Genomic DNA, 23,283 nt, shown 5'->3' with positions numbered 1-23,283 from the left:
GACCTCGCTCCGTGCGGAGGTCCGTGCGGCGGTCCGTGCGCACCGCACGCGGCTGTCGACGGTGTTCTCGCTCCGCCCGCTCATGACGAGTACGCGCTGTTCTCGTGGACGTAATCGGCGGTGAGGTCGTTGCTCCAGATGACCGCGGAGGCGTCCCCGGCGGCCAGGTCGGCGGTGATCCGCACCTCCCGGTAGCGCATGTCGACCAGCTCGCGGTCCTCGCCGAACGAGCCGTTCTTGCAGACCCAGACGTCGTTGATCGCGACGTTCAGCCGGTCCGGCTCGAAGGCGGCGGAGGTGGTGCCGATGGCGGAGAGGACCCGGCCCCAGTTGGGGTCCTCGCCGTGGACGGCGCACTTGAGGAGGTTGTTGCGGGCGATGGACCGGCCGACCTCGACCGCGTCGTCCTCGTTCGCGGCGTTGATCACCTCGATCCGGATGTCCTTGCTCGCGCCCTCGGCGTCGCCGATGAGCTGGCGGGCCAGGTCATCGCAGACGGTGCGGACGGCCTCGGCGAAGGCGGCCTTCTCCGGGACCACGCCGGACGCGCCGGACGCCAGCAGCAGCACGGTGTCGTTGGTCGACATGCAGCCGTCGGAGTCGACCCGGTCGAAGGTGGTGCGGGTCGCCGACCGCAGCGCCGCGTCCAGGTCCTCGGCCGGCAGGTCGGCGTCGGTGGTGAGGACGACGAGCATGGTGGCCAGGCCCGGCGCGAGCATGCCGGCGCCCTTGGCCATCCCGCCGACGGTCCATTCCCCGCCGGCCTCGCCGACGGTCACCCGAGCCGTCTTGTGCACGCTGTCGGTGGTCTTGATGGCGAGGGCGGCCTTCTCGCCGCCGTGCGGGCTGAGCTGGGCGACCGCCTTGTCGACGCCGGGCAGCACCTTGTCCATCGGCAGCAGCAGGCCGATCAGGCCGGTGGAGCACACCGCGACCGAGCCGGCGTCGTGCCCGCCGGTCTCGTCGTACCCCGCCGTGTTCAGCGACGCGGCGACCTTCTCGGCGGTGGCGTGGGTGTCCTGGAAACCCTTCGGCCCCGTACAGGCGTTGGCGCCACCGGAGTTGAGGACGACGGCGGACAGCCGGCCGCCCTTGAGGACCTGCTCCGACCAGAGCACCGGCGCGGCCTTGACGCGGTTGGAGGTGAAGACGCCCGCGGCGGCCAGGCGCGGCCCGGTGTTCACCACGAGGGCGAGGTCCGGGTTGCCGTTCTCCTTGATCCCGGCGGCGATGCCCGCCGCCGTGAATCCCTTGGCTGCCGTAATGCTCACGGCGCGACTCCGATCGTGGAAAGTCCGGTGGTCTCGTCGAGACCGAGGGCGATGTTCATGGACTGCAGGGCGCCGCCCGCGGTGCCCTTGGTGAGGTTGTCGATGGCGCTGATCACCACGAGCCGGCCGGCCGTCCCGTCGTACGCGAGCTGGATCTGCGCGGCGTTGGAGCCGTGGACGGCGGCGGTGGACGGCCACTGGCCCTCGGGCAGCAGCCGCACGAACGGCTCGTCGGCGAACGCCTTCTCGTACGCGGCGCGCGCCGTGGCGGCGTCCACACCGGGCTTCGCGCGGGCCGAGCAGGTGGCGAGGATGCCGCGCGGCATCGGGGCCAGGGTCGGGGTGAAGGAGACGGTGACCGGCTCCCCCGCGGCCTGGCTGAGGTTCTGGATCATCTCCGGGGTGTGCCGGTGCACCCCGCCCACCCCGTACGGGGACATCGCGCCCATGACCTCCGAGCCGAGCAGGTGCGGCTTGGGTGCCTTGCCCGCGCCGGAGGTGCCGGAGGCGGCGACGATCACCGCCTCGCTCTCGACGAGACCGGCGGCGTAGGCGGGGAAGAGCGCCAGCGAGACGGCGGTCGGGTAGCAACCGGGCACCGCGATGCGCTTGGACCCCTCCAGCGTGGCACGGGCACCCGGCAGTTCGGGGAGGCCGTAGGGCCAGGTCCCGGCGTGCTCGCTGCCGTAGAACTTCGTCCAGTCCGCGGCGTCCTTGAGCCGGAAGTCGGCTCCCATGTCGACGACGAGGACGTCCGGCCCGAGCTGCTCGGCGACCGCGGCGGACTGGCCGTGCGGCAGGGCGAGGAAGACCACGTCGTGGCCGGCCAGCGCCTCGGCGGAGGTCGCCGCCAGCTCCCGGTCGGCCAGCGGGAACAGATGCGGCTGCAGCGTTCCGAGGCGCTGGCCCGCGTTGGAGTGCCCGGTCAGCGCGCCGATCTCGACGTCCGGGTGCCCCAGAAGCAGGCGCAGTACCTCACCGCCCGCGTACCCGCTCGCACCGGCCACTGCTGCTCGTACCGTCATGGACCCTCCTCCTTGATGGCATGACTATACGGATAGCAGCAGTTTTATGCAATGACCTTCCGTCGCCCGCCCGCAACAAGACCGCCGCCCCGGTTCAGGGGCGGCGTGGTCGCTGCCGCGGGCCGGCCGCCGGCTCATGCGTGCTGCGGCATCTCGTTCTTCAGCGAGGACCTGATCTGTTCGCGCAGCTCCGGGCTGTCCTCATGACCGTGCACCGAGACCGCGTGAGCGGTGGCGGCGCGGACCACTTCCTCCTCCTCACCGGAGATCACAAGGGTGCACTTCGACTCGCTCGGGTAGTCCCGGCAGTCCATCTTCTTGCGCATGGCGCACCTCCTCACCTCCCAGTGTCGGCCCGCGCCCCGGCCCGCGCATACGGCGAATTCCGTATGGCGCGGGCGGCCGGCGCGCTGCTGGAGTGGACGGAGGACCGGGAGGTGAGGGCCATGGCGACAGCCGCCGGCGACGCGCGCGGGGCCGCCCTGGACGAGGACCGGGTCCAGCGGTTCCTGGAGCGGGTGATCACCGACGGCGGCGCGGCGGTCGCCGGTCTGTGCACCTCCCTCGGCGACCGGCTCGGCCTGTACACGGCGATGGCCGGCGCCGGTCCGCTCACCTCCGCCCAGCTCGCCGGCCGCACCGGCCTGGTCGAGCGCTATGTGCGCGAGTGGCTCGCCGCCCAGGTGGCCGGGGAGTACGTCACCCACGCACCGGACACCGACACCTACGAACTGCCCGACGAGCACGCCGCCGTCCTCGCCGACCCCGATCGCACCACCTACGCCGCCGGCTTCTTCACCATGCTCCAGGCCGTGTACGCCACCGAGGACAGCCTGATGGACGCCTTCCGCACCGGCGAGGGCGTCGGCTGGGAGGAGCACGGTCCGGCGCTCTTCGCCGGCACCGCGAAGTTCTTCCGGCCCGGTTACGCGGCCGCGCTGGTCCCGGAGTGGCTGACCGCCCTGGACGGCGTGACGGACAAGCTGGAGCGCGGGGCGCACGTCGCGGACATCGGATGCGGTTACGGCTACTCCACGGCGCTGATGGCCCGGGCCTTCCCCCGGTCGCGCTTCGAGGGCTTCGACTTCCACCGCCCGTCCGTCGAGGCGGCCCGCGACATCGCCGACCAGCAGGGACTGGGCGACCGGGTGCACTTCGAGGTCGCCACGGCCCAGGACTTCCCGGGCGACGACTTCGACCTGATCACGTTCTTCGACTGCCTGCACGACACCGGGGACCCGGGCGGCGCGCTGCACCACGCGGAGCAGGCGCTCGCCGACGGCGGGACCTGCATGATCGTCGAACCGAACGCCTCGGCCCACGCCGAGGAGAACACCAACCCCGTCGGCCGGGCGCTGACCGCCGCCTCGGTCGCCGTCTGTCTGCCGTCCGCGCTGGCGCAGCACGGCCCGCAGGCACTGGGGAACCACGCGGGCGAGGAGGCGATGCGGGAGATCGCCGGTGAGGCCGGACTGCACCACTGGCGACTCGCCGCCGAGAGCCCCGTCAACCGCGTCTATGACGTCGGGCGTTAACCGCCTGACGCGCCCGGCCGGTCTTCCCCCGGCCGGCCGGGTGTCACCCCCGGCGCCGGGCCCGGCACCGCCTTGACTGGCCCGGCCCCCCTCGTACGCTGGGAACATGAGCGCGGCCGCGGAGGCCGGCCTGCGGCGCATCCTCGCCGTCGTGGACCTCCTGATCGATGCCGTGGACGAGGAAACCCTGGTTCCGGCGCTGCTCCCGCTGCTGCTCGCCGCGGTCCCCGGCGACAGCATCATCTGGGCTCCCCGGGCCGGCACCGCCGACCGGCCGCTGACCCTGCCCGCCGACCTGCTGAGCCAGGACGTACGGGACGCCTTCGCGCGCGAGGCGGCCACCGACTCCCTGGTGCGGCACACCACCGTCGGCCCCGGCACGCCGATGCGCCGCTCGACGCTCCAGACCCGCAGCGAGTTCCACGCGCTGGCCGCCTACACCGACGTCTACCGGCCGTTCGGCGCCGAGCAGCAGCTGGCCATGTCGATCCCGGCGGGCGGCGCCGACGGCACGCCGCGCAGGGTGTGCCTGGCCATCAGCCGCCGCTGCGGCGACTTCTCCGACGACGACGTGCTGGCCGCCGCCCTGTTGCGCACCCGGCTCAGCCACGCCCTCGACCGGCTCGCCCCGGCCGCCCCCGCCCCGGCCGCGGTCACCCGACGGGAGTCCGCCGTACTCGCCCTGCTGGCCCGCGGTCTGACGAACCAGCAGATCGCGCACCGGCTCGCGATCAGCCCGCGCACGGTCGACAAGCATCTGGAGCACGCCTACGCGAAGCTGCGGGTGGGCGGCCGGGTGGCGGCGGCGAACGCCTGGCTCACGCGCGGGACTTCGGACGTGCGGGCGCGGCGGTAGGCCGGCCCGGCGGCCGGGTACCGGGGCGCCGGCTCAGTCGTCCAGGCGCTCCGGACGCTCGGCCACCGACTCCCAGAACTCCGCGTGCGCCCGCTCGTGCAGCACCCCGAGCCGCAGCAGCCGCGCGCGGGCGCGCTGCCGGGGGTCCGCCGCCGGGTCGAGCCCGGCGCGCAGCGCGGTGTAGTGCGCGAGCCAGTCGCGGTGCCGGGCGGCCTGCCGGGTGGCGAGCGCGACGATGTCCGCGGGCTCGCCGAGGTCGGCGAAGAAGAGCTTGAGCTGCGCCGGGTCGCGGGTCTCCGCCTCGGGGGTGTCCGGGTCGGCCAGCCAGCGCGCCAGGGCGCCGCGGCCGTCCTCGGTGAGGTGGAAGATCCGCCGGCGGCGCCCCGCGGCCTCGGCCTCCTCCCGCAGGAGTCCGGCCTGCGCCAGCTCCGCCGGAATCCGGTAGAGCTGGGCGTGCAGGATCGGCCAGAAGGGCTGGATGTCGTCCTCGACACGGGACTTGAGCTCGTACGGCGTCATCGCACCGTGCCGGGCGATCAGTCCGAGCACGACATATCTCGCCGGGCTGTACTCCGCCATCCGCTGCCGCCTCGCTCCCCTTGACACGTTCTCATTGAGACCATAGCTTCCCTCTCATCGAGACCATATCAATGAGATGGTTTGACTCCGGTGCCCCCGGCACCGCGCGGAAACCGTCTCCTTGCCGACGAACGGGGAACACCGATGGACACGACCACCCCCGCGAGCCCGCCCGCACACCCGTGGGTGCATCCCGAACTGGCCGGCGTGCTCGCCGGGTTGCCGGCGCGGCCGGAGAACCCGTACGCCGACATCGCGGGGGTGCGCGCCGGCTTCGCGGCGCTGATGGCACCGCGAATGGCCGCCCCCGACCCCCGGGTGACCGTCCGGCGCACCTCCTTCCGCGGACCGGACGGCAACACCGTCGACGTCCAGGTGCTGCGTCCCGCCGGCACCCGGGGCGTCCTGCCGGGCGTGCTCTACCTCCACGGCGGCGGCTTCGCGTACGGAGAGCTGGCCGGGCCCAGCCCGATGGCCCGCGACGCCTGCGCCGCGGCCGGTGCGGTGGTGGTCAACGTCCACTACCGGCTGGCCCCCGAACACCGCTACCCGGCCGGTGTCGAGGACTGCTATGCCGCGCTGGAATGGATGGCCGCGACGGCCGGCGACCTCGGCCTCGACGCCGCGCGGATCGCGGTGACCGGAGCGTCCGCCGGCGGCTGCCTGAGCGCCGCGCTCTGCCTGATGGCCCGCGACCGCCAGGGGCCGCCGATCGTTTTCCAGGGCCTGCTGATCCCGTGTCTGGACGACCGGGGCCGCACCGCCTCGATGCGGCGGATCACCGACCCCCGCTACACGAACGGGGCCGGCATGCGGCACACCTGGGACACCTACCTCGGCCCGGACCGCGGCCCCGACGTCCCCGCGTACGCCGCCCCGGCCCGCGCCACCGACCTCGGCGGCCTCCCGCCCGCCTACGTCCTGACCTGCGGACTCGACCCGCTGCGGGACGAAGGGCTCGACTACGCCCGGCGGCTGGTCGAGGCGGACGTCCCGGTCGAGCTCAGGGACGTCCCCGGCGCCTGGCACCTGTTCGAGGCGTACGCACCCGAGAGCGAGCCGGCCCGCCGCACCACCGCGCACTGGCTCGGCGCCCTGCGCACCGCCCTGGAGGCCGCGCCGGACCCCGTGCAGCCGGGCGGGCCGTCGGCCGCCGTGCGGGTCAGTGCGGTGCCGGGCGGCGGCGGTAAGTGACCTTGTTGTGCTGGACGCGGGTGACCTCGACGGTCAGCTGACGGTCGCGGCCGAGCGGGAAGTGCGCCGTGCAGCGCACCGCGGCGGCCGGCACCGGCCGCAGGTCGCCGAAGCAGCGCACCGCGTCGGGCCCGCGGCGGAACGGCAGCGTCAGCTGGCCGCTGATGGTCCTGGCGATCTCGGTGCGCGGAACGGTGTGGGTGCCGCCGTCGACCTCGCTGGTGGCGTCCCGCTCGCCCAGCCGCGCCGCGACGAGGGCGACCACACCGGCCACGACGAGCGCGGCGAGGACACCGAGCACCGGGGTGAGGAGGCGGCCGCCGTTCCGCGGCGGTGCGCTCACCGCCGCGGGCCGCGGGCCCGGCGGCGATGGGCGAACGCGCCCCAGCCGGTCGCGCCCAGCAGCAGTGCGGCGCCCAGCGCGGTCGCGCCCGGACCGCCGCTGCCGGCGGCGCCGCCCAGACCGGTGTCCGCGCCGCCGCGGGGGGCGCTCTCCTCGTATCCGCCCTGCGGGACGGACTCGTCGGCCCCCGGCTGGGCGAGCGCCTCGTCCGCACCGCCCGGGGAGGACCCCTCGTCCATGCCGCCCAGGGGGACGCTGCCGTCCGTCCCGCCGGAGACGACCATGGTGCCGGTGAAGGTCTGCCGGCCGCGGTCCGGGCCGCCGTGCCCCGCGCTCCCCCCGCCCGACCCGTCGTACCCCGCGCGGTCCGTCCGGCCGCCCGCCGCGCCGCAGGTGACGGTGACCGTGTACGTGCCGGGGGCGGTGCCCTGCGGCACGACCGCGCTACCGCTCGTCCGGTCGCTGAGCGAGGACAGCCGCAGCGCGGGGATGGCCGCGCCGCCGAAGCGCGCCTCGGCCGGCCGGCCCGCGCAGTGCGCGCCGGCGTCGACGGAGAAGGCGGTGCCCGGTGCCACCGTGGCGGGCTCGACGGCCACCTCGTGCGCACGGCCCGCGGCGGGGGCGGCCCCGGTGACGGTGTCCCGCACCGTGCCGGTCACGGCGTCGGTGGCGGCGTCCGCCCCGTCGCCGTCACCGAAGAGCAGGACGGAGACCACCAGGGCCCCGGCCGCCACCGCGAACAGGGGAAGGTGACGTATGTGCATATCCCGAGAGAAGCGCCCGGCCGGGCGGCGCGCACCTCGATGAGGAGCGCCGCCCGGGCCCCGGCACCGGGCCGGCCGCCGGTCCACGTACCGTTTCCGCAGGTAGGAAGGGTGCGCATGCCCCGGACAGCCGAGCGCGCGGGATGGGCTTTCCGGGTGGTGCGCAGGCGCCGGGCGGGCACGCGCGCCGTCGCGCCGGGCGCTCTCATGCCTCCAGTCGGAGGTCCCACTTGCCGGCCCGCCCCATGAGGGTCGTCACCGACAGCGGCCGGACGTCGATCCGCCAGTACGCGTGCGGCGGCGCCTGGAGCGCGTAGACCAGGGCGGCCCGTACGACGCCGGGCTCGGCGACCGCGAGCAGCCCGTCGGCGTCGTCGACCGGCCGGGTGTCCAGCCAGCCGCCGACGCGGGTGATGAACGCGAGCAGTGACTCCCCGCCGTGCGGGGCGGAGCGCGGATCGGCCAGCCAGTCCTCCACCGCGCGCGGCTCGGTGGCGGTCACCTCGCCGAGGGTGCGGCCGCGCCAGCGCCCCATGTCGCAGTCGCGCAGCGCCGGCTGGGCGAGCGGGCGCAGGCCGAGTGCCTCACCGGTCTCCCGGCAGCGCTCGGACGGCGAGCGGTAGCGCAGTTCGGCGGCGGCGAGCCGGCACAGTACGGGGGCGGCCCGCTCGGCCTCGTGCCAGCCGGCGGCATCGAGCGGGCGGTCGTCGCCGAACCGCGTCTCCAGCAGCGACGAGTTCCGGGCCGCGGCGAGCAGCTTCAGGCGAACGCTCATTCGCCGATGGTAAGAGCAGCACCGCCTCCCGGGGCCATGGTTGGTCGGATCCCGATCAGATCTCGATCGGGCCCGGGTCGATCAGGCCGAGGGTCATCCACTGCTCCGGTGCCACCAGCCGGCGGAAGCCGATCTTCTCGTACACGCCGTGAGCGTCCTTGGTGGCGAGCGTGAGCCGGCTCAGCCCGCTGGGCTCCATGTGCGCGGCGATCGCGGTGACCAGGGCTGTGCCCAGTCCCTTGCCGCGGTCGTCCCGGCAGATGTAGACGTCGCAGAGCCAGGCGAAGGTGGCGTGATCGGTGACGACCCGGGCGTAGCCGGCCTGCCGCCCCGAACCCGCCTCGTAGAGGCCGAAGTTGAGCGAGCCCGCGACGGCGCGGTCGTGCAGCTCCCGGGGGCGGTCCAGCGCCCAGTAGGCGTCGGTGGCCAGCCAGCGGTGGACCAGGCCGGCGTCGAGGCGGGCCGGGTCGGTGGAGATCTCGTAGCCGTCGAGGGCGTGTGCGGTCATGCCGGGAGATTCGCAGAAGGGCCGGGGCGGCGTCGAACCGGTCGCCGCACGGCGCACCGGCCCCCGGGCCGCCCGGGCCGTCAGCCCACCGCCACCCCCAGCTCCGTGCAGGCCGTACGCAGCCGGCGGACCCCTTCGACGAGTTCGCCGGTGCCGGTCGCCGCGGCGAAGCTCAGCCGCAGGTGCGCGGCCGGCGGCTCGGCGGCGAAGTACGGGCGGCCGGCCGCGACCGCGACGCCGGCCCGCAGCGCCGCGCCGGTGAGCGCCGCCTCGTCGGTGCCGTCCGGCAGCCGCACCCAGAGCTGGTAGCCGCCGGGCGGCACGTACAGTCCGCCGCCCTCCGGGTCCCGGCCGTACGTCGCGCCGTGCCCGAGCCCCCGCTCCACCAGCGCGGGCAGCTGCGCCCGCAGGGCGGCCGCCAGCGCGGTGCGCCGGGCGGTCAGTTCCCCGGCGATCAGCCGCAGGTGGCGGGGCCAGGCCGGCGAGCCGACGAGTTCGAGGGCGGCCTCCTGGAGCGGCCCGGGCACGAAGAAGTTGTCGACGACCTGGATCGCGCGCAGCCGGTCGAGGACCGGGCCGCGGGCCGCCAGGGTGCCCACCCGCAGGTTGGGCGAGGTGGCCTTGGTGAGCGAACGGATGTGGACGACCGTGCCGTTGCGGTCCTCCGACATCAGCGTCGGTGGCAGCGCGGGGGCGTCGTCGTGGACCAGCAGCCGGGCGAAGTCGTCCTCGATCACGAACGCGCCGGCCTCGCGGGCCACCCGCAGCACCTCGCGCCGCCGCTCCCCGGCCAGCACCGCACCGGTCGGGTTCTGGAACAGCGGCTGGCAGACGAAGAGCCGCGCGCCGCTGGCACGGAAGGCTTCGGCGAGCAGATCGGTGCGGACCCCGTCCGCGTCCATCGGGACGGGCACCGGGCGCAGCCCGGAGGCGCGGGCCACGGCGAGCATCCCGGGGTAGGTCGGGGACTCGACGAGCACCGGGGCGCCCGGGGCGGCGAGCGCGCGCAGCGCGGCGGTCAGCGCGTTCTGGCCGCCCGCGGTGATCAGGACGTCGCTCGCCGCGAGCGCGCCGCCGGGGCCGCCGATCTCCCGCGCGAACCAGGCACGCAGCTCCGGTACGCCGTCCACGGGCGGCCGGCTCCAGGCCCCGGGCCGGCGGCCGGCCCGCGCCAGGGCGGCGGCGAGCGCGCGTTCGGGCTGGAGATCGGGGTGGAGGTAGCCGCCGTTGAGCTCGATGACGCCGGGGGCCGGCCTGGCGAGGGTGGCCACCACACCCGAGGCGTCGACGCTGCGCGGCACCTGGTCGCCGCCCGGTTCGGCGCTCAGCGCGATCTCCTGCCAGGAGGTGTCGGCCGGCCGGGGCGCCTCGGTGCGGGGCTCCGCGCGGAAGGCGCCGGCGCCGGGGCGGGTGACGACCAGGCCCTCGGCGACGAGTTCGGCGAGCGCCCTGGACACCGTCACCGGGCTGACGCGATGCCGCTCCACCAGAGCGCGACTCGACGGCAGCTTCTCTCCAGGAGAGTAGCGGTTCAGCTGGGTACGGAGGCTCGCGGCCAGTTCGGCGACGCTGCTACGCTCTTGCATGAGAGCCAACGATAGCGCTATTGCCTCCGCCCCGATAGCGGTCAGCACCCCGGAGGCCGACCGTCACGCCGCCCCGGCCCCGGTCCTGACCCCGGAAGCCCCCGCGGCCCCCGGCGCCCGCGGCACCCCGGCCGGCCGCGGCGTGCTGTTCGCCGCTCTCGGTGTCGCCGCCTTCTCCCTCACCTTCCCCGGGACGGCCTGGGCGCTGGAGGGCATGGGCCCCTGGACGGTGGTGATGCTGCGCAGCGTGCTGGCCACCGTGCTGGCCGGCGGCGCGCTCCTGGCCTTCCGGGTGCGGGTCCCGGAGCGCCGCCACTGGGCGGGGATCGCGGTGGTCGCCGGCGGGGTGGTGCTCGGCTTCCCGCTGCTGACCACCCTCGCGCTGGAGACCTCCACCACCTCGCACGCGGCCGTCGTGGTCGGTCTGCTGCCGTTGACCACCGCCGCCTGCTCGGCGCTGCGGACCGGCGCGCGGCCCTCCCGTACGTTCTGGATCGCGTCCCTGGTCGGCGCGGCCGTCGTGATCGCCTTCGCGGTGCAGCAGAGCGGCGGGGCGCCCGGCCGCGGCGACCTGTTCCTCTTCCTGGCGCTGCTGGTGTGCGCGGCCGGCTACACCGAGGGCGGCCGGCTGGCCCGCCACATGCCCGGCTGGCAGGTCATCGGCTGGGCCCTGGTGCTGACGTTCCCGCTGACCGCGGCGGGCGCGGCGGTCGCGCTGTCCACCGAACCGCTGCGGCTCACCGCGCACGCCGTCGCCGGGCTGCTGTGGCTGGCGATCGGCTCGCAGTTCGTCGGGATCCTCGTCTGGTACCGCGGGATGGCCGCGATCGGCATCGCCCGGGCCAGCCAGCTCCAGCTCGCGCAGCCGCTGCTGACCCTGGTGTGGTCCGTGCTGCTCCTCGGCGAACGGCTGCCCCCGGCCGCCCCCGCGGCGGCCCTGGCCGTGCTGGCCTGCATCGCGGTCACCCAGCGGGCCCGGGGGTGACCCGGGCCCGCCGGAAAGCCGCTGCTCTCCCAGGTGCGGCCGCCGCCTCCGGACGTAAACTTGCCGAGATGGCAGGTACTGCCCTCCGGGCTCCAGGAGGCCCGTAAACCGTTGAAACCGTTGGCCGTTCAACCGCTCGGCCGTCGCCTCGGCGGCCGTCCGGAGCGCATGGCCGCCTGAAGCAGGGAGGACCCCTGATGCATGCGACCAAGGGCGACCGGCTGGTGGTGCACGGCAGGACCGTCGGGCATCACGACCACGTCGTCGAAATCATCGAAGTCATGGGGACGAACGGCGATCCTCCCTACCGGGTCCGCGCCGAGGACGGCCACGAGGCGATCGTGTCGCCCGGCCCCGACTGCGTCGTACGGCACGGCAAGACCGGTGAGGTCGACCCCGGCCGGTAAGGACCTGCACGACGCCACCACGGCCGCGCGGGACGAGGGGTCAGGCCCTCGCCGCGCCGCCGTAGTGATCCCGTACCACCCGCGCCAGGGCCCCCACCCGGTCCCTGGCGACCTCCTTCGCCGAGAAGAAGACATGACCGCCGACCTGCGGGTAGCGGCGGGCGAAGGTGAGGTGGCGGGAGAGTTCGGCCGGGTCCTTCCAGCCGGCCGGTTCACTGTCCCCCGCCTTGTAGAGCGCCTCTCCGATGTAGAGGTCGACGCCGGTGCCGTCGACGGTGCGTGACCACCACGGCACGAGTTCGGCGTAGTCGGCGGCCTTGGTGCCGAGCGGCCAGTAGACCTGCGGCACGAGGTAGTCCAGCCAGCCCTCGCGCACCCAGCGGCGGGTGTCGGCGTAGAGGTCGTCGTACGTCTGCACCCCGGCCCGCGTACGGGACCCCTGCGGATCGCTCCCCAGGTTGCGCCACACCGCGAACGGGCTGACGCCGAACTGCACCCGGCGCCCCTCCTGCTGCCCGCCCGCGTCGAGCCGCTGCGCCATCGCGTGGACCAGCCGGTCGGTGTTGTCCCGCCGCCAGTCGGCCCGGCTCCCGAAGTCCCCGCCGTACTCCTCGAACGCCTCGTCGTCGTCGAAGCGCTGCCCGGCCGCCGGATAGGGATAGAAGTAGTCGTCGAAGTGCACCCCGTCGACGGGGTAGCGCGCGACCGCGTCCAGCATGGCGTCCAGGACGAAATCGCGGACCTCGGGCAGCCCCGGGTTGTAGTAGAGCTTGCCGCCGTACGGGACGACCCAGCCGGGGTGCCGCCGGGCCGGGTGGTCGGCGGCCAGCCGCCGCGGGTCGGTGTGGTTGGCGACCCGGTACGGGTTGAACCAGGCGTGCAGTTCGAGGCCGCGCCGGTGCGCCTCGCGGACCGCGAAGTCCAGCGGGTCCCAGCCGGGGTCGCGGCCCTGCACCCCGGTCAGGTACTGGGTCCAGGGCTCGTACGGGGACGGCCACAGCGCGTCCGCGGTGGGACGCACCTGGAAGAAGACCGTGTTGAGCTTGCGGGCGACGGCCGTGTCGAAGTGCGCGCGCAGTTCGCGCTGTTGCTCGGCGGCGGTGAGCTTGGTGCGGGAGGGCCAGTCGAGGTTGGCGACGGTCGCCAGCCAGACGCCCCGCATCTCGCGGCGCGGCGCCCCCGCCGAGGGCGCCGGCGCACCCGCGGTGAGCAGCGAGGAGGCCGCGCCCAGCGCGGCCACCGCGAACCCTCTTCGTGTGATCCGTCTCATCAAAAGTCCCCAGGTTGTCCGGTTCGTCCCGTCCTGAGGGCTCAGAATGCCCGCCCCGGCAGCCGTGGCCCAGCACCGCGCGGAGTAACGTCGGGGCCGAGGCGGGCGTCGGACCCTTACGGCGCCGCCGGTCCTGAAGAACAGCGAAAGGCACGAGGTGACCAACTCAATCGCCGACATTGCACGCGTCGGAGTGGTCGGCTGCGGCCAGATGGGCGCAGGCATCGCCGAGGTGTGCGCCCGCGCCGGGCTGGACGTCATGGTCGCCGAGACCACCGGCGAGGCACTGGAGCTGGGCCGCACCCGCTTGACCAACTCCCTCGGCAAGGCCGCCGAGCGCGGCAAGCTCACCGTCGCGGAGCGCGATGCGACGCTCGGCCGGCTGAGCTTCACCACCGACCTCGGCGAGTTCTCCGACCGCGACCTGGTGATCGAGGCCGTCGTCGAGACCGAGCAGGTCAAGACCGAGATCTTCCAGGTCCTCGATCAGGTGGTCACCCGCCCGGACGCCATCCTGGCGTCCAACACCTCCTCGATCCCGCTGGTGAAGCTGGCGGTGGCCACCTCCCGCCCCGACCAGGTCATCGGCATCCACTTCTTCAACCCGGCCCCGGTGCAGAAGCTGGTGGAGCTGATCCCCGCCCTCACCACGTCCGAGGAGACCATCAAGCGCGCCGAGGCACTCGTCCAGAACGTCCTCGGCAAGCACGCCATCCGTGCCCAGGACCGCTCCGGATTCGTCGTCAACGCCCTGCTCATCCCGTACCTGCTGTCCGCGATCCGGATGTTCGAGTCGGGCATCGCCAGCCGCGAGGACATCGACAACGGCATGGAGCTGGGCTGCGCCCACCCGATGGGCCCGCTGAAGCTGTCCGACCTGATCGGCCTGGACACCGTGGCCTCGGTCGCCGCCTCGATGTACGAGGAGTACAAGGAGCCCCTGTACGCCGCTCCCCCGCTGCTCCAGCGCATGGTCGACGCGGGGCGGCTGGGCCGGAAGTCGGGGTCGGGGTTCTACCCGTACTGACCGGAGGCGGTCCGCCCGCCGCTCGGGGGAAGGAACCGGCGGGCGGACTCCGGGCCGGCGGGCGCCCGTCCGCCGGCTTCGGCCCCCGTGGGGAGTTCCGAGTCAACTCCCCCGCGCGGGCGGGCGGGAGCGTGTGCGGCGCCCCGCTCGGGGTGCGCGATTCACACCCCGTGTGAACGCCCCCGCGCACCCGTCACGCTCCGTCACTTCACACGGGGTGTGAAACACGGACCCGCACCTGTCCACCGCACACGCTCCCCTCCTTCGTCGCAGCGCAGTTGACTGACGGGCGTACGCACCACCACGCCGATGACCGAAGGAATGAGGAGCGGACCGTGACCGCCCACCCCGAACCCGATCTGGTAACCGCCGACTTAGCGGAGCTGCGCCGTCAACTCGACGTCCGCACCGCCCGGGTCGACGGCCAACTCGCGCTGCTCGCCCAGCGCTCCGAGCGACACGAACGTGACGCGGACGAACTCACCGTCCGCGTCACACGGCTGGAAACCACCCGCTGGCCGCTGCCCTCCCTCGCCGCGCTCACGGGGCTCGCGGCACTGGCGATCGCGGTCTGGCAGGCACTGGGCCGATGACCGCCGGCCGGGCCGGCCCCGGGCTGCCCCGGACCGGCCCGGCGGCGCTCACCCCAGCCGGAGGTGGTGCAGCATCAGCAGGGCGGCGGCCATGTTGGCGGCCGGCACCTCCCCCCGCGCCACCATGTCGGGAACCAGCTTCAACGCCACCCACTCCCGCCGGTCGGACTCGAAGTCGTCCTGCGGCAGGCCGAGGTACTCGCCCTCGTCCGACCAGTAGATGTGGTGCCGGGCGTCGGTGAGGCCGTTGGACGGCTCCACCGTGAGCAGATGCCGGAGGGGCCCGGGACGCCACCCGGTCTCCTCCTCCATCTCACGGGCGGCCGCCGCCGCGGGGTCCTCGCCGTCCTCGACGACCCCGGCGGCCAGCTCCCAGCCCCAGGTGTCGGTGATGAACCGGTGCCGCCACAGCAGCAGCACCTCATTGGCCTCGTTGACCACGGTCGCCACGGCGACCGGCCGCATCCGGATCAGGAAGTGCTCCAGATGCCGGCCGTCGGGCAGCTCCACATCGGCCAGATTGACCCGGAACCACGGGTTCGCATAGACGGGCTTCTCGCTGAGATTGTTCCAACGCACGTAACTGCCACCTTCCGCTGAGGAGCCGGCAAGGTGACACGAGCCCGGTCACAACGGAACGCGCAGCACCTCGTCGATGAGATCGGCGGCCTCGTCCGTCGCGGCGCTCCCGGTCTCGGCCAGATGCTCGCGCACCGCCCGCAGCCGGTCCCGCAACCGTTGCGACTCCATGCCCCGAGCGTGCTCGGTCATCTGCGCGGCGTCGGCCACGGCCCGGTCCGCATCCCCTTGGCGCAGCTCGATGTGAGTGAGCATGGCCAGCCGGTGGACCCGGCCGCGGTCGTGTGCGGGGGTGTCGACGGCGGCGTCCGCCTGTTCCCTGGCGGCCCGCAGGTCACCGAGGCTGAGCAGCGCCTCCGCCACTTGCACGTTCACCAGGCCGGGCTGCACATAGCCGGTCTCGGCCGGCTCCAGCCCCGGCCGGATGCGCTCCGCGGCCGCCTCCGCGCGCCGGATGCAGGCCAGCGCGCTCGCGCCGTCCCCGAGCCGGGCATAGGACTTGGCCTGCATCGCGTAGAGGTCCGCGGAGAGCGCCGGGGTGATCTGCGGGCCTGCGGCCCGCAGCGCCGCCTCCGCGAAGGCGACCGCCTGGCGGTATTCCCGTACGAAGAGGGACTGGTTGACCAGCAGTGCGATGACGTACGCGCCGAGGCCGCGGTCCCCGCTGGCCTTGGCCAGCCGCAGCGCCTGATGGAAGTAGCGCTGGGCCAGCCCGAGAGCGTCCGAGTCGTACGCGCAGATGCCGGCGACCGCGACCAGCCCACCGGTCGCCCGGTGGAGCTGCCGCCCCGTCGCATCGCTGTAGCTGCCCCGCAGCAGCGGCGCCGCCTCGGAGTTGAGGAATCCCACGATGCGTGCTCTGGTCGCGATACCACCCGCCTTCCGGTACATCTGCTCGTAGTGGGTCCGTGCGGCGCGCAGCATCTCGATGTCGGCCGTGCCGACCCGGGTCAGCCCGTCGCGCGACACGTCCTGGTCCTCGGGCGGGTTCTCCCACTCCCATACGGGGATGACCGCCGAGGTGCCGGTGAGGGCCGGGGCGTCGAGGAGGTGCGGGCGCTGCTGTTCGTCGGACCGCCACAGCGCGGTGGCGCGCTCCACGAAGCCGGAGAGCGGGGTGTCGGCGGCGCGGCTCGGGCCCGGCCCGCTCAGCCCGATGTCGGCCAGCCCGACCGGCCGGTGCAGCCGCTCGGCGAGGATCTCGCAGATCAGGTCCGGTACCTGCCCGCGCGGCCGCTGACCCTTCAACCACCGGGCCACCGCAGTGTGTTCGTACCGCAGCGCCAGTCCGCGGCCGCTCCCCAGACGGTTGATCCGTGCCGCCAGTCCCGCGTGCGAGATCCCGGCCTCGTCGAGAATCGCATCGAGCAGGGTGTTGGGCTCCATACCGGCCTCCCGGTGAGCCGGAACGCGCCCCGGGCGGCCGGCTCACGGCCTTGTCGACTTAACCACTCCGCCAGTTGAGCGTAGTGAACCCGCCTTCACACGGGGTGTGAAGAGCCCCGCCCGGCACACCGCGCCGCCCGGCCGGCCGTCACCGGTGCGGGTACCCGCATCCGGTCGTTGCACAGCATCAGCAGCGCCACATCGTCGGTCAGCCGCCCGCCCGCGTGCCGCAGCAGCGCCTCCCGTACGTCCCCCACCACACCGGTCGGCGACGGCACACAGGACTCCGTGGCCGCCTCGACGCTGCTGCACAGCTGGTTCGTCAACGGGAAGAACGCGCCCGCCGCGTCCCGGATGTCCACCGCCCCGTCCGTGTGCAGGAACAGCGACTCGCCGGGCTCCAACCGGCCGCAGCCCACCGTGGACAGCTCCTCGGGCAGCGGGAACAGGCCCAGCGGCGGCATCGGTTCGCCCGGCGCGACCGGCACCACCTCCCGGGAGCCGATCCGGTACGGCCACGGGTGCCCGCAGTTCAGCGCCGTGACCGCGCCGTCCCGGGCGATCTGCACCAGCAGCAGCGTGACGAACTCCTCGGCGAGCGGGCCCGCCGGCTCCGCGCCGCCCGCCGGGTGCTCGGCGCGGCCCCGCTCCCGCAGGTGCCGCTGGTGCGAGCGCTCCAGCCGGCGCAGCACACCGGTCAGTTCGGGCTCGTCGTGCACCACCTCGCGGAAGCTGCCGAGCATCGCGGCGACCGTGCTCATGGCTTCCAGGCCGTGCCCCCGGACGTCCCCGATCACCGCGCGGACGCCGTGCCGGGTGCCCATGACCTCGTAGAGGTCCCCGCCGACCACCGCGCCCTCGCTCGCGGAGAGGTGGTCGGCGGCCAGCACCATCCCGTCGATACGGGCCGGCAGCGGACGCAGCAGCACCCGTTGGGCCGTCGCGGCGACCTCGCGGGTGCACTCCAGCTCGCGCAGCAGCCGCTTGCGCCGACCGGCCGTCAGATAGCTCGCGGCGACCACGGCCAGGATCGCCCCGCAGGTCATCGCGCGGCCGGCCCACCCGGCCGCGGGCTCCGCCGCGCCGAAGGGGACAAGGGCGGCCAGCGCGCACACCCCGCCGAGCAGCACGCACTGACGGCGGCCGGTGCCGGCGCAGGCGATGGCCGGAGCGGCGGCGAGGAGCTGCAACAGCCGGCCACTGGTCGGGTGGCACAGCTCCCAGCCCACCACGCCGAGCACCCAGAGGCCGGGCAGGACGAAGACGAAGGCCCGCCGGGCCCGGGCCGCCCCGGCGCGTGCTCCGCCCCGTGCCCAGGTTCGGATCATGCCGATGGTCCCCCTAGCCGGTGGTCCCCTAGCAGGCGTTGAGGCGGTCGGTCCGGTCCGCTGCCGCGGTCAGGCGGCCCGCACCGACCCCGTCGATTCTCGCGACGTTGTGTGCCCGGACCGCGACGATAGGTAAATAACCACCCGATGGGGTGATGGTGTGCGGATCGGATCGTCTCCTTGAAACAGGGCGAGGGCGCGGACGGCTCGCACCGTCCACGCCCTCGCCCCGTAATCTCCGGCAGCGGGCCGTCAGCCCCGCAGCGCCGCTCCGGTCCGCTCCACGGCCGTCGCCACCGCCGCGTCACGCGCCGCGCTGGCCTCCTCCGCGGTCAGCGTCCGGTCCGGGGCGCGGAAGCGCAGCGCGTACGCCAGCGACTTCTTGCCCGCGCCGAGCTGCTCGCCGGTGAAGACGTCGAACAGCCGCAGCGACTCCAGCAGTTCGCCCGCACCGTCGCGCAGCGCGGCCTCGACGTCCGCCGCCGGCACGCCGCCGTCGACGATCAGCGCGACGTCCTGGGTGGCCACCGGGAAGGAGGAGATCGTGGGCGCCTTCAGCGCCCCGGTGCCGGCCCGCTCCAGGCGGTCCAGGTCGATCTCCATCGCGCAGGTGCGCTCCGGCAGGGCCATCGCCTTGATGACCCGCGGGTGCAGCTCACCGGCGTTGCCGACGAGCACCTCCTCGCCGTCGACGAGCGCGAGCAGCGCCGCGCACCGGCCCGGGTGGAACGGGGCGTGCTGGTCCTGCCGGACGATCAGCTCGACGCCCGCCTCACGCGCGACCGCACGGCCCGCCTCGATGGCGTCCGCCCAGATCGCCGGGCGGCCCTCGCCCCACCAGCCGGCCTGCTCACGGGCCCCGGTGAGCACCACCGCGGCGCGCCGCGGCTGCTGCGGCAGCGAGGCGTCCAGCGAGGCGATCTCGTCGTCGGTCGGCCGGCGGTCGACGACCAGCCGGCTGGCCGCCTTCTCGTCGCCGGTCGCCCGGAAGACCGGACCGGTCTCGAAGAGCGCGAGGTCGTGCGACCCGCGGCCGTAGTTGCGGCGCAGCGCGCCGAGCAGCCCCGGGATCAGCGTCGTACGGAGGTCGGGCTCCTCGTCGGAGAGCGGGTTGACCAGCGTGACCGCCGAGCGGCGCGGGTCGTCCGGCTCGATGCCGAGCTGGTCGAGGACGTGCGAGCCGGTGAACGGGTAGTTCAGCGCCTCGACGTAGCCCGCGCCGGCCAGCGCCCGGCCGACCCTGCGGTGCAGCCGCTGACGCTCGGTCAGCCCGCGGCCGGCCGGCGGCTTAGGCAGGGTGGAGGGCAGGTTCTCGTAGCCCTCCAGCCGGATGACCTCTTCGGCCAGGTCGTTCGGGTCGGAGAGGTCCGGCCGCCAGGACGGCACGGTCACGACCAGCTCGTCCTGGCCGTAGACGTCGCAACCGACCTGCTGGAGGCGGCGGACGACGGTCTCCCGGCCGTACGCCACACCGGCGACCTTGTCCGGGTGGTCGGCGGGGACGGTGATCGTGCGCGGCCCGCGGGGCGAGACGACCTCGGTGACGCCCTCCCCCGCGGTGCCGCCGCCGAGCAGCACCAGCAGGTCGACGGTCCGCTGCGCGGCGGCGGACGCGGCCTCCGGGTCGACGCCGCGCTCGAAGCGCTTGGCCGCCTCGGAGGACAGCTTGTGCCGGCGGGCCGTACGGGCGATGGAGATCGCGTCGAAGTGCGCGGCCTCGATCACGACGTCGGTGGTACCGCGCACCTGACCGGTCTCGGGGTCGGTGACGGCACCCGCGATCTCGGTGTTGGCACCGCCCATGACACCGGCGAGGCCGATCGGGCCGCGGTTGTCGGTGATGACCAGGTCCTGCGCGTCCAGCACCCGCTTGGTGCCATCCAGGGTGGTCAGCTGCTCACCGGCGGTGGCCCGGCGGACGCCGATCGGGCCGTCGACGGTGGCCCGGTCGTAGGCGTGCAGCGGCTGGCCGAGCTCCAGCATCACGTAGTTGGTGATGTCGACGGCCAGCGAGACCGGGCGCATCCCGGCCTTCTGCAGCCGGCGCTGCAGCCAGATCGGCGAACGCGCCTCGGGCTCCAGACCGCTGACGGTGCGCGCGGTGAAGCGGTCGCAGCCGATCGGGTCGGAGACCTGGACCGGGTAGCCGGAGGCGTTCGGCGGCGGCACGTCGAGCAGCGCGGGGTCGCGCAGCGGCAGGCCGTACGCGGTCGCGGTCTCGCGGGCCACACCGCGCATCGACAGGCAGTAGCCGCGGTCCGGGGTGACGGCGATGTCCAGCACCTCGTCGACCAGCTCCAGCAGCGCGATGGCGTCGGTGCCGACCTCGTACTCGGGCGGCAGCACGATGATGCCGTGCGTGCCGTCGTCGCCCATGCCGAGCTCGTCGCCGGAGCAGATCATGCCGTGCGACTTCTTGCCGTACGTCTTGCGCGCGGCGATCTTGAAGTCGCCGGGCAGCACGGCGCCGGGAAGGACGACCACGACCTTGTCGCCGACCGAGAAGTTGCGCGCGCCGCAGACGATCTCCTGCGGCTCTCCGGTGCCGTTGGCGTCACCGACGTCGACCGTGCAGAAGCGGATCGGCTTCTTGAAGCCCTCCAGCTCCTCGATGGTCAGCACCTGGCCGACGACGAGCGGGCCCTTGAGCCCCTCGCCGAGGCGCTCGACGGTCTCGACCTCCAGGCCGACGTCGATGAGCTTGGCCTGCACGTCACGGCCGGTCTCCGTCGCCGGCAGGTCGACGTACTCCCGCAGCCAAGAAAGCGGGACCCGCATCAGATCTCCATCCCGAACGGCCGGGTGAACCGGACGTCGCCCTCGAACATGTCACGCATGTCTTCCACGTTGTGCCGGAACATCAGCATCCGGTCGATGCCGAACCCGAAGGCGAACCCGCTGTACTTCTCGGGGTCGACGCCACAGGCGACGAGCACCTTGGGGTTGACCATTCCGCAGCCGCCCAGCTCGATCCAGCCCTCGCTGGAGCAGGTGCGGCACGGGCGGTCGGGGTTGCCCACGGACTCGCCACGGCAGACGTAGCAGACCATGTCCATCTCGGCGGACGGCTCGGTGAACGGGAAGTAGTTCGGCCGCAGCCGGGTCTTCATGTCCGGGCCGAAGAGCGCCCGGACCATGTGGTCGAGGGTGCCCTTGAGGTCGGCCATGGTCAGGCCCTCGTCGACGGCCAGCAGCTCGATCTGGTGGAAGACCGGGGAGTGCGTGGCGTCCAGCTCGTCGGTGCGGTAGACCCGCCCCGGGCAGACGACGTAGACCGGCGGCTCGCGGTCGACGAGCGTACGGGCCTGGACCGGCGAGGTGTGGGTGCGCAGCACGACGCCGGACTCATCGCCCTCGGTCCCGTTGCCCTGCACGAAGAAGGTGTCCTGCATCTGGCGCGCCGGGTGGTCCGGCACGAAGTTCAGGGCGTCGAAGTTGAACCACTCGGCCTCGACCTCGGGGCCCTCGGCGATCTCGTAGCCCATCGCCACGAAGACGTCGGCGACCCGCTCCATGAAGGTGGTCAGCGGGTGCCGGGCGCCGGCCGGGGTGCGGTCGTGGGGCAGTGTGACGTCCACCGCCTCCTCGACGAGCACCCGGGCGTCACGCTCCGCCTCCAGCTCCTCCTGGCGGGCCTTGAGCGCCTGGTTGACCCGGCCGCGGGCCTGGCCGACGCGCTTGCCGGCCTCCGCCTTGGCGTGCGGGGGCAGCGCGCCGATCTCGCGGTTGGCGAGGGCGAGCGGCGACCGGTCGCCGGCGTGGGCGGCCTTCACCTCACGCAGCGCCTCCAGAGAATCCGCGGCGGCGACGGCGGCGAGCGCCTCGTCCAGCCGGGCGGCGATCTCTTCCGGTTTCAGGGCTTCGACCTCGACAGGGTCGTACGACTTATTGGGTGCGGACATCTCTTCCCGTGCTTCCGGTGGACTGGCTTGGCTTGGCTCGCTCTGCCTCGGCTCTTCGATCACAAAGGTCGGATGCCGAGCCCGCGCTGTGCCCGCGATGCCTGTGCGCCAAAGGTGCCAAAGGTCAAGTCTAAGGGGGACGGGCAGCGCGGCAGGCCCGAGGGCGTGTCTTTCGGATCGGACCCGGGCTGATCCGAAAGACCCGCCCGAGCCCCTGCGGGGCGCCCGCCGCGTCCGTTCCTTCTAGCTCATGAAGGCCGGCGTCGCGACGGGCAGGCTGAATCGGAACTGTGCGCCGCCGGCGGGGGCCCGGCCGACCGTGATCGTCCCGCCGTGGGCCTCGACGATGCCCTTGACGATGTACAGGCCCAGGCCGGTGCCGCCGCGCTTGCTGCCCCGCCAGAAGCGGGTGAAGACGCGGCTCATCGACTCCTCCGGGATACCGGGGCCCTCGTCGCTCACGGTGACGCTCGTCCCCTCCGTGCTCGTCGCTTCCGATGCTGGTCCGACCTCGATGGTGACCGTTCCCTCGCCGTGGCGCACCGCATTTTCCAGCAGGTTGCCCAGCACCTGGTCCACCTTGTCCGGGTCCGCCCACAGATCGGGCAGCGGTTCCCGCATCCGGATCAGGAAACGGTCGGGCAGCTGGCCGGCGGTGGTCTGCGCCTGGACGTGCCGGCGCACCGCGGCGATCATGTCGACCCGCTGCCGGCGCACCTCCAGCCGCCCGGAGTCGATACGGGAGATGTCCAGCAGCTCGGCGATCAGCCGGGTGACGCGGTTGGCGTCGGCGTCCACCGTCTCCAGCATCAGCCGCTTCTGGTCGTCGGTGAAGCGTTCCCACTTCTGGAGGAGGGTGGCGGTGAAGCCCTTGACGGACGTCAGCGGCGAACGGAGCTCATGGGCGACGGTGGCGATCAGCTCGGCGTGGCTGAGTTCCGTGCGCCGCCGGGCCTCGGTACCTCGCAGCGCGATCACCAGCCGCTCCACGGGGCCGGTCGGCCGGCTCCGTACGTAGCGCGCGGAGACCAGCACCTCACGGCCGCCGAGCAGCAGATTGCGCTCGGGCTGGCCGCGGCGGATGGCGAGGCCGCCGTAGGGGTCGGTCAGCCGCCACCAGCGGCGCCCTTCGATGTCCTGGAGCGGCAGCGCCACGTCGACGGGGCGGCCGAGCGCGTCGCCGGGGGTGATGCCGGTGATCCGGGCGGCCGCGGCGTTGAAGCAGACGACCCGGCCGGTGGCGTCGGCGACGACCAGGCCGTCCGGCAGGTCGTCGGGGTCGATCGCGGAACCGGCCCCCGGCCCCTCGGACGGGCAGCCGTCAGCGGCGACCGTGCTGCCGGACGTGCTCACACTCATCCCCGTTACCC

The 23,283-nt window shown here is 73.9% G+C and carries 23 protein-coding genes; 7 read left to right on the top strand and 16 right to left on the bottom strand.

The genetic code is table 11. The features are described 5' to 3' along the window. Positions 1 to 80 precede the first annotated feature (80 nt). From argJ to SL103_RS11615, 3 genes are all read right to left on the bottom strand, one after another. Positions 81 to 1,271 carry a bifunctional glutamate N-acetyltransferase/amino-acid acetyltransferase ArgJ gene (gene argJ / locus SL103_RS11625; RefSeq protein ID WP_069568787.1) on the bottom strand — a complete coding sequence of 397 codons (1,191 nt, stop codon included), beginning with the start codon at positions 1,269 to 1,271 and terminating at the stop codon, positions 81 to 83. Continuing rightward, on the bottom strand, positions 1,268 to 2,296 hold the full coding sequence (argC, locus tag SL103_RS11620) for an N-acetyl-gamma-glutamyl-phosphate reductase (RefSeq protein WP_069568786.1): 1,029 nt from the start codon (positions 2,294 to 2,296) through the stop codon (positions 1,268 to 1,270). Before argC ends, argJ begins: the two co-directional genes overlap by 4 nt. A gap of 134 nt (positions 2,297 to 2,430) precedes the next feature. Next, entirely contained in the window at positions 2,431 to 2,622 is a 192-nt protein-coding gene (locus SL103_RS11615) for a DUF1059 domain-containing protein (RefSeq protein WP_069568785.1), read from the bottom strand. 120 nt (positions 2,623 to 2,742) lie between these two features. On the opposite strand from SL103_RS11615, the gene SL103_RS11610 reads away from it, so the two are divergent. Together SL103_RS11610 and SL103_RS11605 are read left to right on the top strand one after the other, a co-directional pair. Continuing rightward, the gene (locus tag SL103_RS11610; protein WP_069573624.1) at positions 2,743 to 3,831 is read left to right on the top strand and encodes a class I SAM-dependent methyltransferase; all 1,089 of its coding nucleotides are present in this window, start codon (positions 2,743 to 2,745) and stop codon (positions 3,829 to 3,831) included. A 106-nt stretch (positions 3,832 to 3,937) separates the two neighbouring features. Beyond that, positions 3,938 to 4,687, top strand: coding sequence for a helix-turn-helix transcriptional regulator (locus SL103_RS11605; protein WP_069568784.1), 750 nt, complete (start codon positions 3,938 to 3,940; stop codon positions 4,685 to 4,687). 33 nt (positions 4,688 to 4,720) lie between these two features. Here the strand turns inward: SL103_RS11605 and SL103_RS11600 are convergent, their stop codons facing one another. Continuing rightward, the gene (locus SL103_RS11600; RefSeq protein WP_069568783.1) at positions 4,721 to 5,266 is read right to left on the bottom strand and encodes a PadR family transcriptional regulator; all 546 of its coding nucleotides are present in this window, start codon (positions 5,264 to 5,266) and stop codon (positions 4,721 to 4,723) included. Between the two features lie 144 nt (positions 5,267 to 5,410). Here SL103_RS11600 and SL103_RS11595 point away from each other — a divergent pair, with 144 nt between their 5' ends. After that, on the top strand, positions 5,411 to 6,460 hold the full coding sequence (locus tag SL103_RS11595) for an alpha/beta hydrolase (RefSeq protein WP_069568782.1): 1,050 nt from the start codon (positions 5,411 to 5,413) through the stop codon (positions 6,458 to 6,460). Here SL103_RS11595 and SL103_RS11590 read toward each other — a convergent pair. From SL103_RS11590 to SL103_RS11570, 5 genes are all read right to left on the bottom strand, one after another. Then, complete coding sequence (locus SL103_RS11590) at positions 6,429 to 6,803, bottom strand: DUF4333 domain-containing protein (RefSeq protein WP_069568781.1); 375 nt, start codon at positions 6,801 to 6,803, stop codon at positions 6,429 to 6,431. The two genes, SL103_RS11595 and SL103_RS11590, sit on opposite strands and share 32 nt — an antisense overlap. Next, positions 6,800 to 7,567, bottom strand: a complete 768-nt coding sequence (locus SL103_RS11585; protein ID WP_069568780.1) for a hypothetical protein — start codon at positions 7,565 to 7,567, stop codon at positions 6,800 to 6,802. The genes SL103_RS11590 and SL103_RS11585 overlap by 4 nt, the downstream gene beginning before the upstream one ends. A gap of 205 nt (positions 7,568 to 7,772) precedes the next feature. Continuing rightward, a complete protein-coding gene (locus SL103_RS11580; RefSeq protein ID WP_069568779.1) occupies positions 7,773 to 8,342 on the bottom strand; it encodes a histidine phosphatase family protein in 570 nt (189 codons plus the stop codon). A gap of 55 nt (positions 8,343 to 8,397) precedes the next feature. After that, positions 8,398 to 8,850 (bottom strand): GNAT family N-acetyltransferase, encoded by a 453-nt coding sequence (locus SL103_RS11575; RefSeq protein WP_069568778.1) that lies wholly within the window; start codon positions 8,848 to 8,850, stop codon positions 8,398 to 8,400. Between the two features lie 80 nt (positions 8,851 to 8,930). Beyond that, positions 8,931 to 10,436 carry a PLP-dependent aminotransferase family protein gene (locus tag SL103_RS11570; protein ID WP_079145695.1) on the bottom strand — a complete coding sequence of 502 codons (1,506 nt, stop codon included), beginning with the start codon at positions 10,434 to 10,436 and terminating at the stop codon, positions 8,931 to 8,933. Between SL103_RS11570 and SL103_RS11565 the strand changes: the two genes are divergently transcribed. Next, positions 10,435 to 11,421 (top strand): DMT family transporter, encoded by a 987-nt coding sequence (locus SL103_RS11565; protein ID WP_069568777.1) that lies wholly within the window; start codon positions 10,435 to 10,437, stop codon positions 11,419 to 11,421. The two genes, SL103_RS11570 and SL103_RS11565, sit on opposite strands and share 2 nt — an antisense overlap. A 197-nt stretch (positions 11,422 to 11,618) precedes the next feature. Next, on the top strand, positions 11,619 to 11,828 hold the full coding sequence (locus SL103_RS11560) for a DUF1918 domain-containing protein (RefSeq protein WP_069568776.1): 210 nt from the start codon (positions 11,619 to 11,621) through the stop codon (positions 11,826 to 11,828). Positions 11,829 to 11,868: 40 nt separating this feature from the next. Here SL103_RS11560 and SL103_RS11555 read toward each other — a convergent pair whose 3' ends face one another. Further along, a complete protein-coding gene (locus SL103_RS11555; RefSeq protein ID WP_069568775.1) occupies positions 11,869 to 13,098 on the bottom strand; it encodes a glycoside hydrolase family 10 protein in 1,230 nt (409 codons plus the stop codon). A gap of 169 nt (positions 13,099 to 13,267) precedes the next feature. Here SL103_RS11555 and SL103_RS11550 point away from each other — a divergent pair, with 169 nt between their 5' ends. Further along, a complete protein-coding gene (locus SL103_RS11550) occupies positions 13,268 to 14,125 on the top strand; it encodes a 3-hydroxybutyryl-CoA dehydrogenase (protein ID WP_069573621.1) in 858 nt (285 codons plus the stop codon). 335 nt (positions 14,126 to 14,460) lie between these two features. Next, entirely contained in the window at positions 14,461 to 14,718 is a 258-nt protein-coding gene (locus SL103_RS11545) for a hypothetical protein (protein WP_033267762.1), read from the top strand. 48 nt (positions 14,719 to 14,766) lie between these two features. On the opposite strand, the gene SL103_RS11540 is transcribed toward SL103_RS11545, so the two are convergent. The 6 genes from SL103_RS11540 to SL103_RS11515 form a co-directional block, all read right to left on the bottom strand. Then, a complete protein-coding gene (locus SL103_RS11540) occupies positions 14,767 to 15,297 on the bottom strand; it encodes an NUDIX domain-containing protein (RefSeq protein ID WP_033267761.1) in 531 nt (176 codons plus the stop codon). 48 nt (positions 15,298 to 15,345) lie between these two features. After that, positions 15,346 to 16,683 carry a transcriptional regulator gene (locus SL103_RS11535; RefSeq protein ID WP_069568774.1) on the bottom strand — a complete coding sequence of 446 codons (1,338 nt, stop codon included), beginning with the start codon at positions 16,681 to 16,683 and terminating at the stop codon, positions 15,346 to 15,348. A 95-nt stretch (positions 16,684 to 16,778) separates the two neighbouring features. After that, positions 16,779 to 18,011 carry a PP2C family protein-serine/threonine phosphatase gene (locus SL103_RS11530; RefSeq protein WP_069568773.1) on the bottom strand — a complete coding sequence of 411 codons (1,233 nt, stop codon included), beginning with the start codon at positions 18,009 to 18,011 and terminating at the stop codon, positions 16,779 to 16,781. A gap of 252 nt (positions 18,012 to 18,263) precedes the next feature. Beyond that, positions 18,264 to 20,789, bottom strand: a complete 2,526-nt coding sequence (pheT, locus tag SL103_RS11525; protein ID WP_069568772.1) for a phenylalanine--tRNA ligase subunit beta — start codon at positions 20,787 to 20,789, stop codon at positions 18,264 to 18,266. Continuing rightward, on the bottom strand, positions 20,789 to 21,913 hold the full coding sequence (gene pheS / locus SL103_RS11520) for a phenylalanine--tRNA ligase subunit alpha (RefSeq protein WP_069568771.1): 1,125 nt from the start codon (positions 21,911 to 21,913) through the stop codon (positions 20,789 to 20,791). Before pheS ends, pheT begins: the two co-directional genes overlap by 1 nt. A gap of 243 nt (positions 21,914 to 22,156) precedes the next feature. Further along, positions 22,157 to 23,272, bottom strand: a complete 1,116-nt coding sequence (locus tag SL103_RS11515) for a sensor histidine kinase (protein WP_069568770.1) — start codon at positions 23,270 to 23,272, stop codon at positions 22,157 to 22,159. Between the last annotated feature and the right edge of the window lie 11 nt (positions 23,273 to 23,283).

Origin of the sequence: Streptomyces lydicus, from assembly GCF_001729485.1 — a bacterium.
Taxonomy (GTDB): Bacteria; Actinomycetota; Actinomycetes; order Streptomycetales; family Streptomycetaceae; genus Streptomyces; species Streptomyces lydicus_D.
Note: the sequence above shows the minus strand (reverse complement) of the source record. Positions and strands in the feature narration are given on the sequence as shown.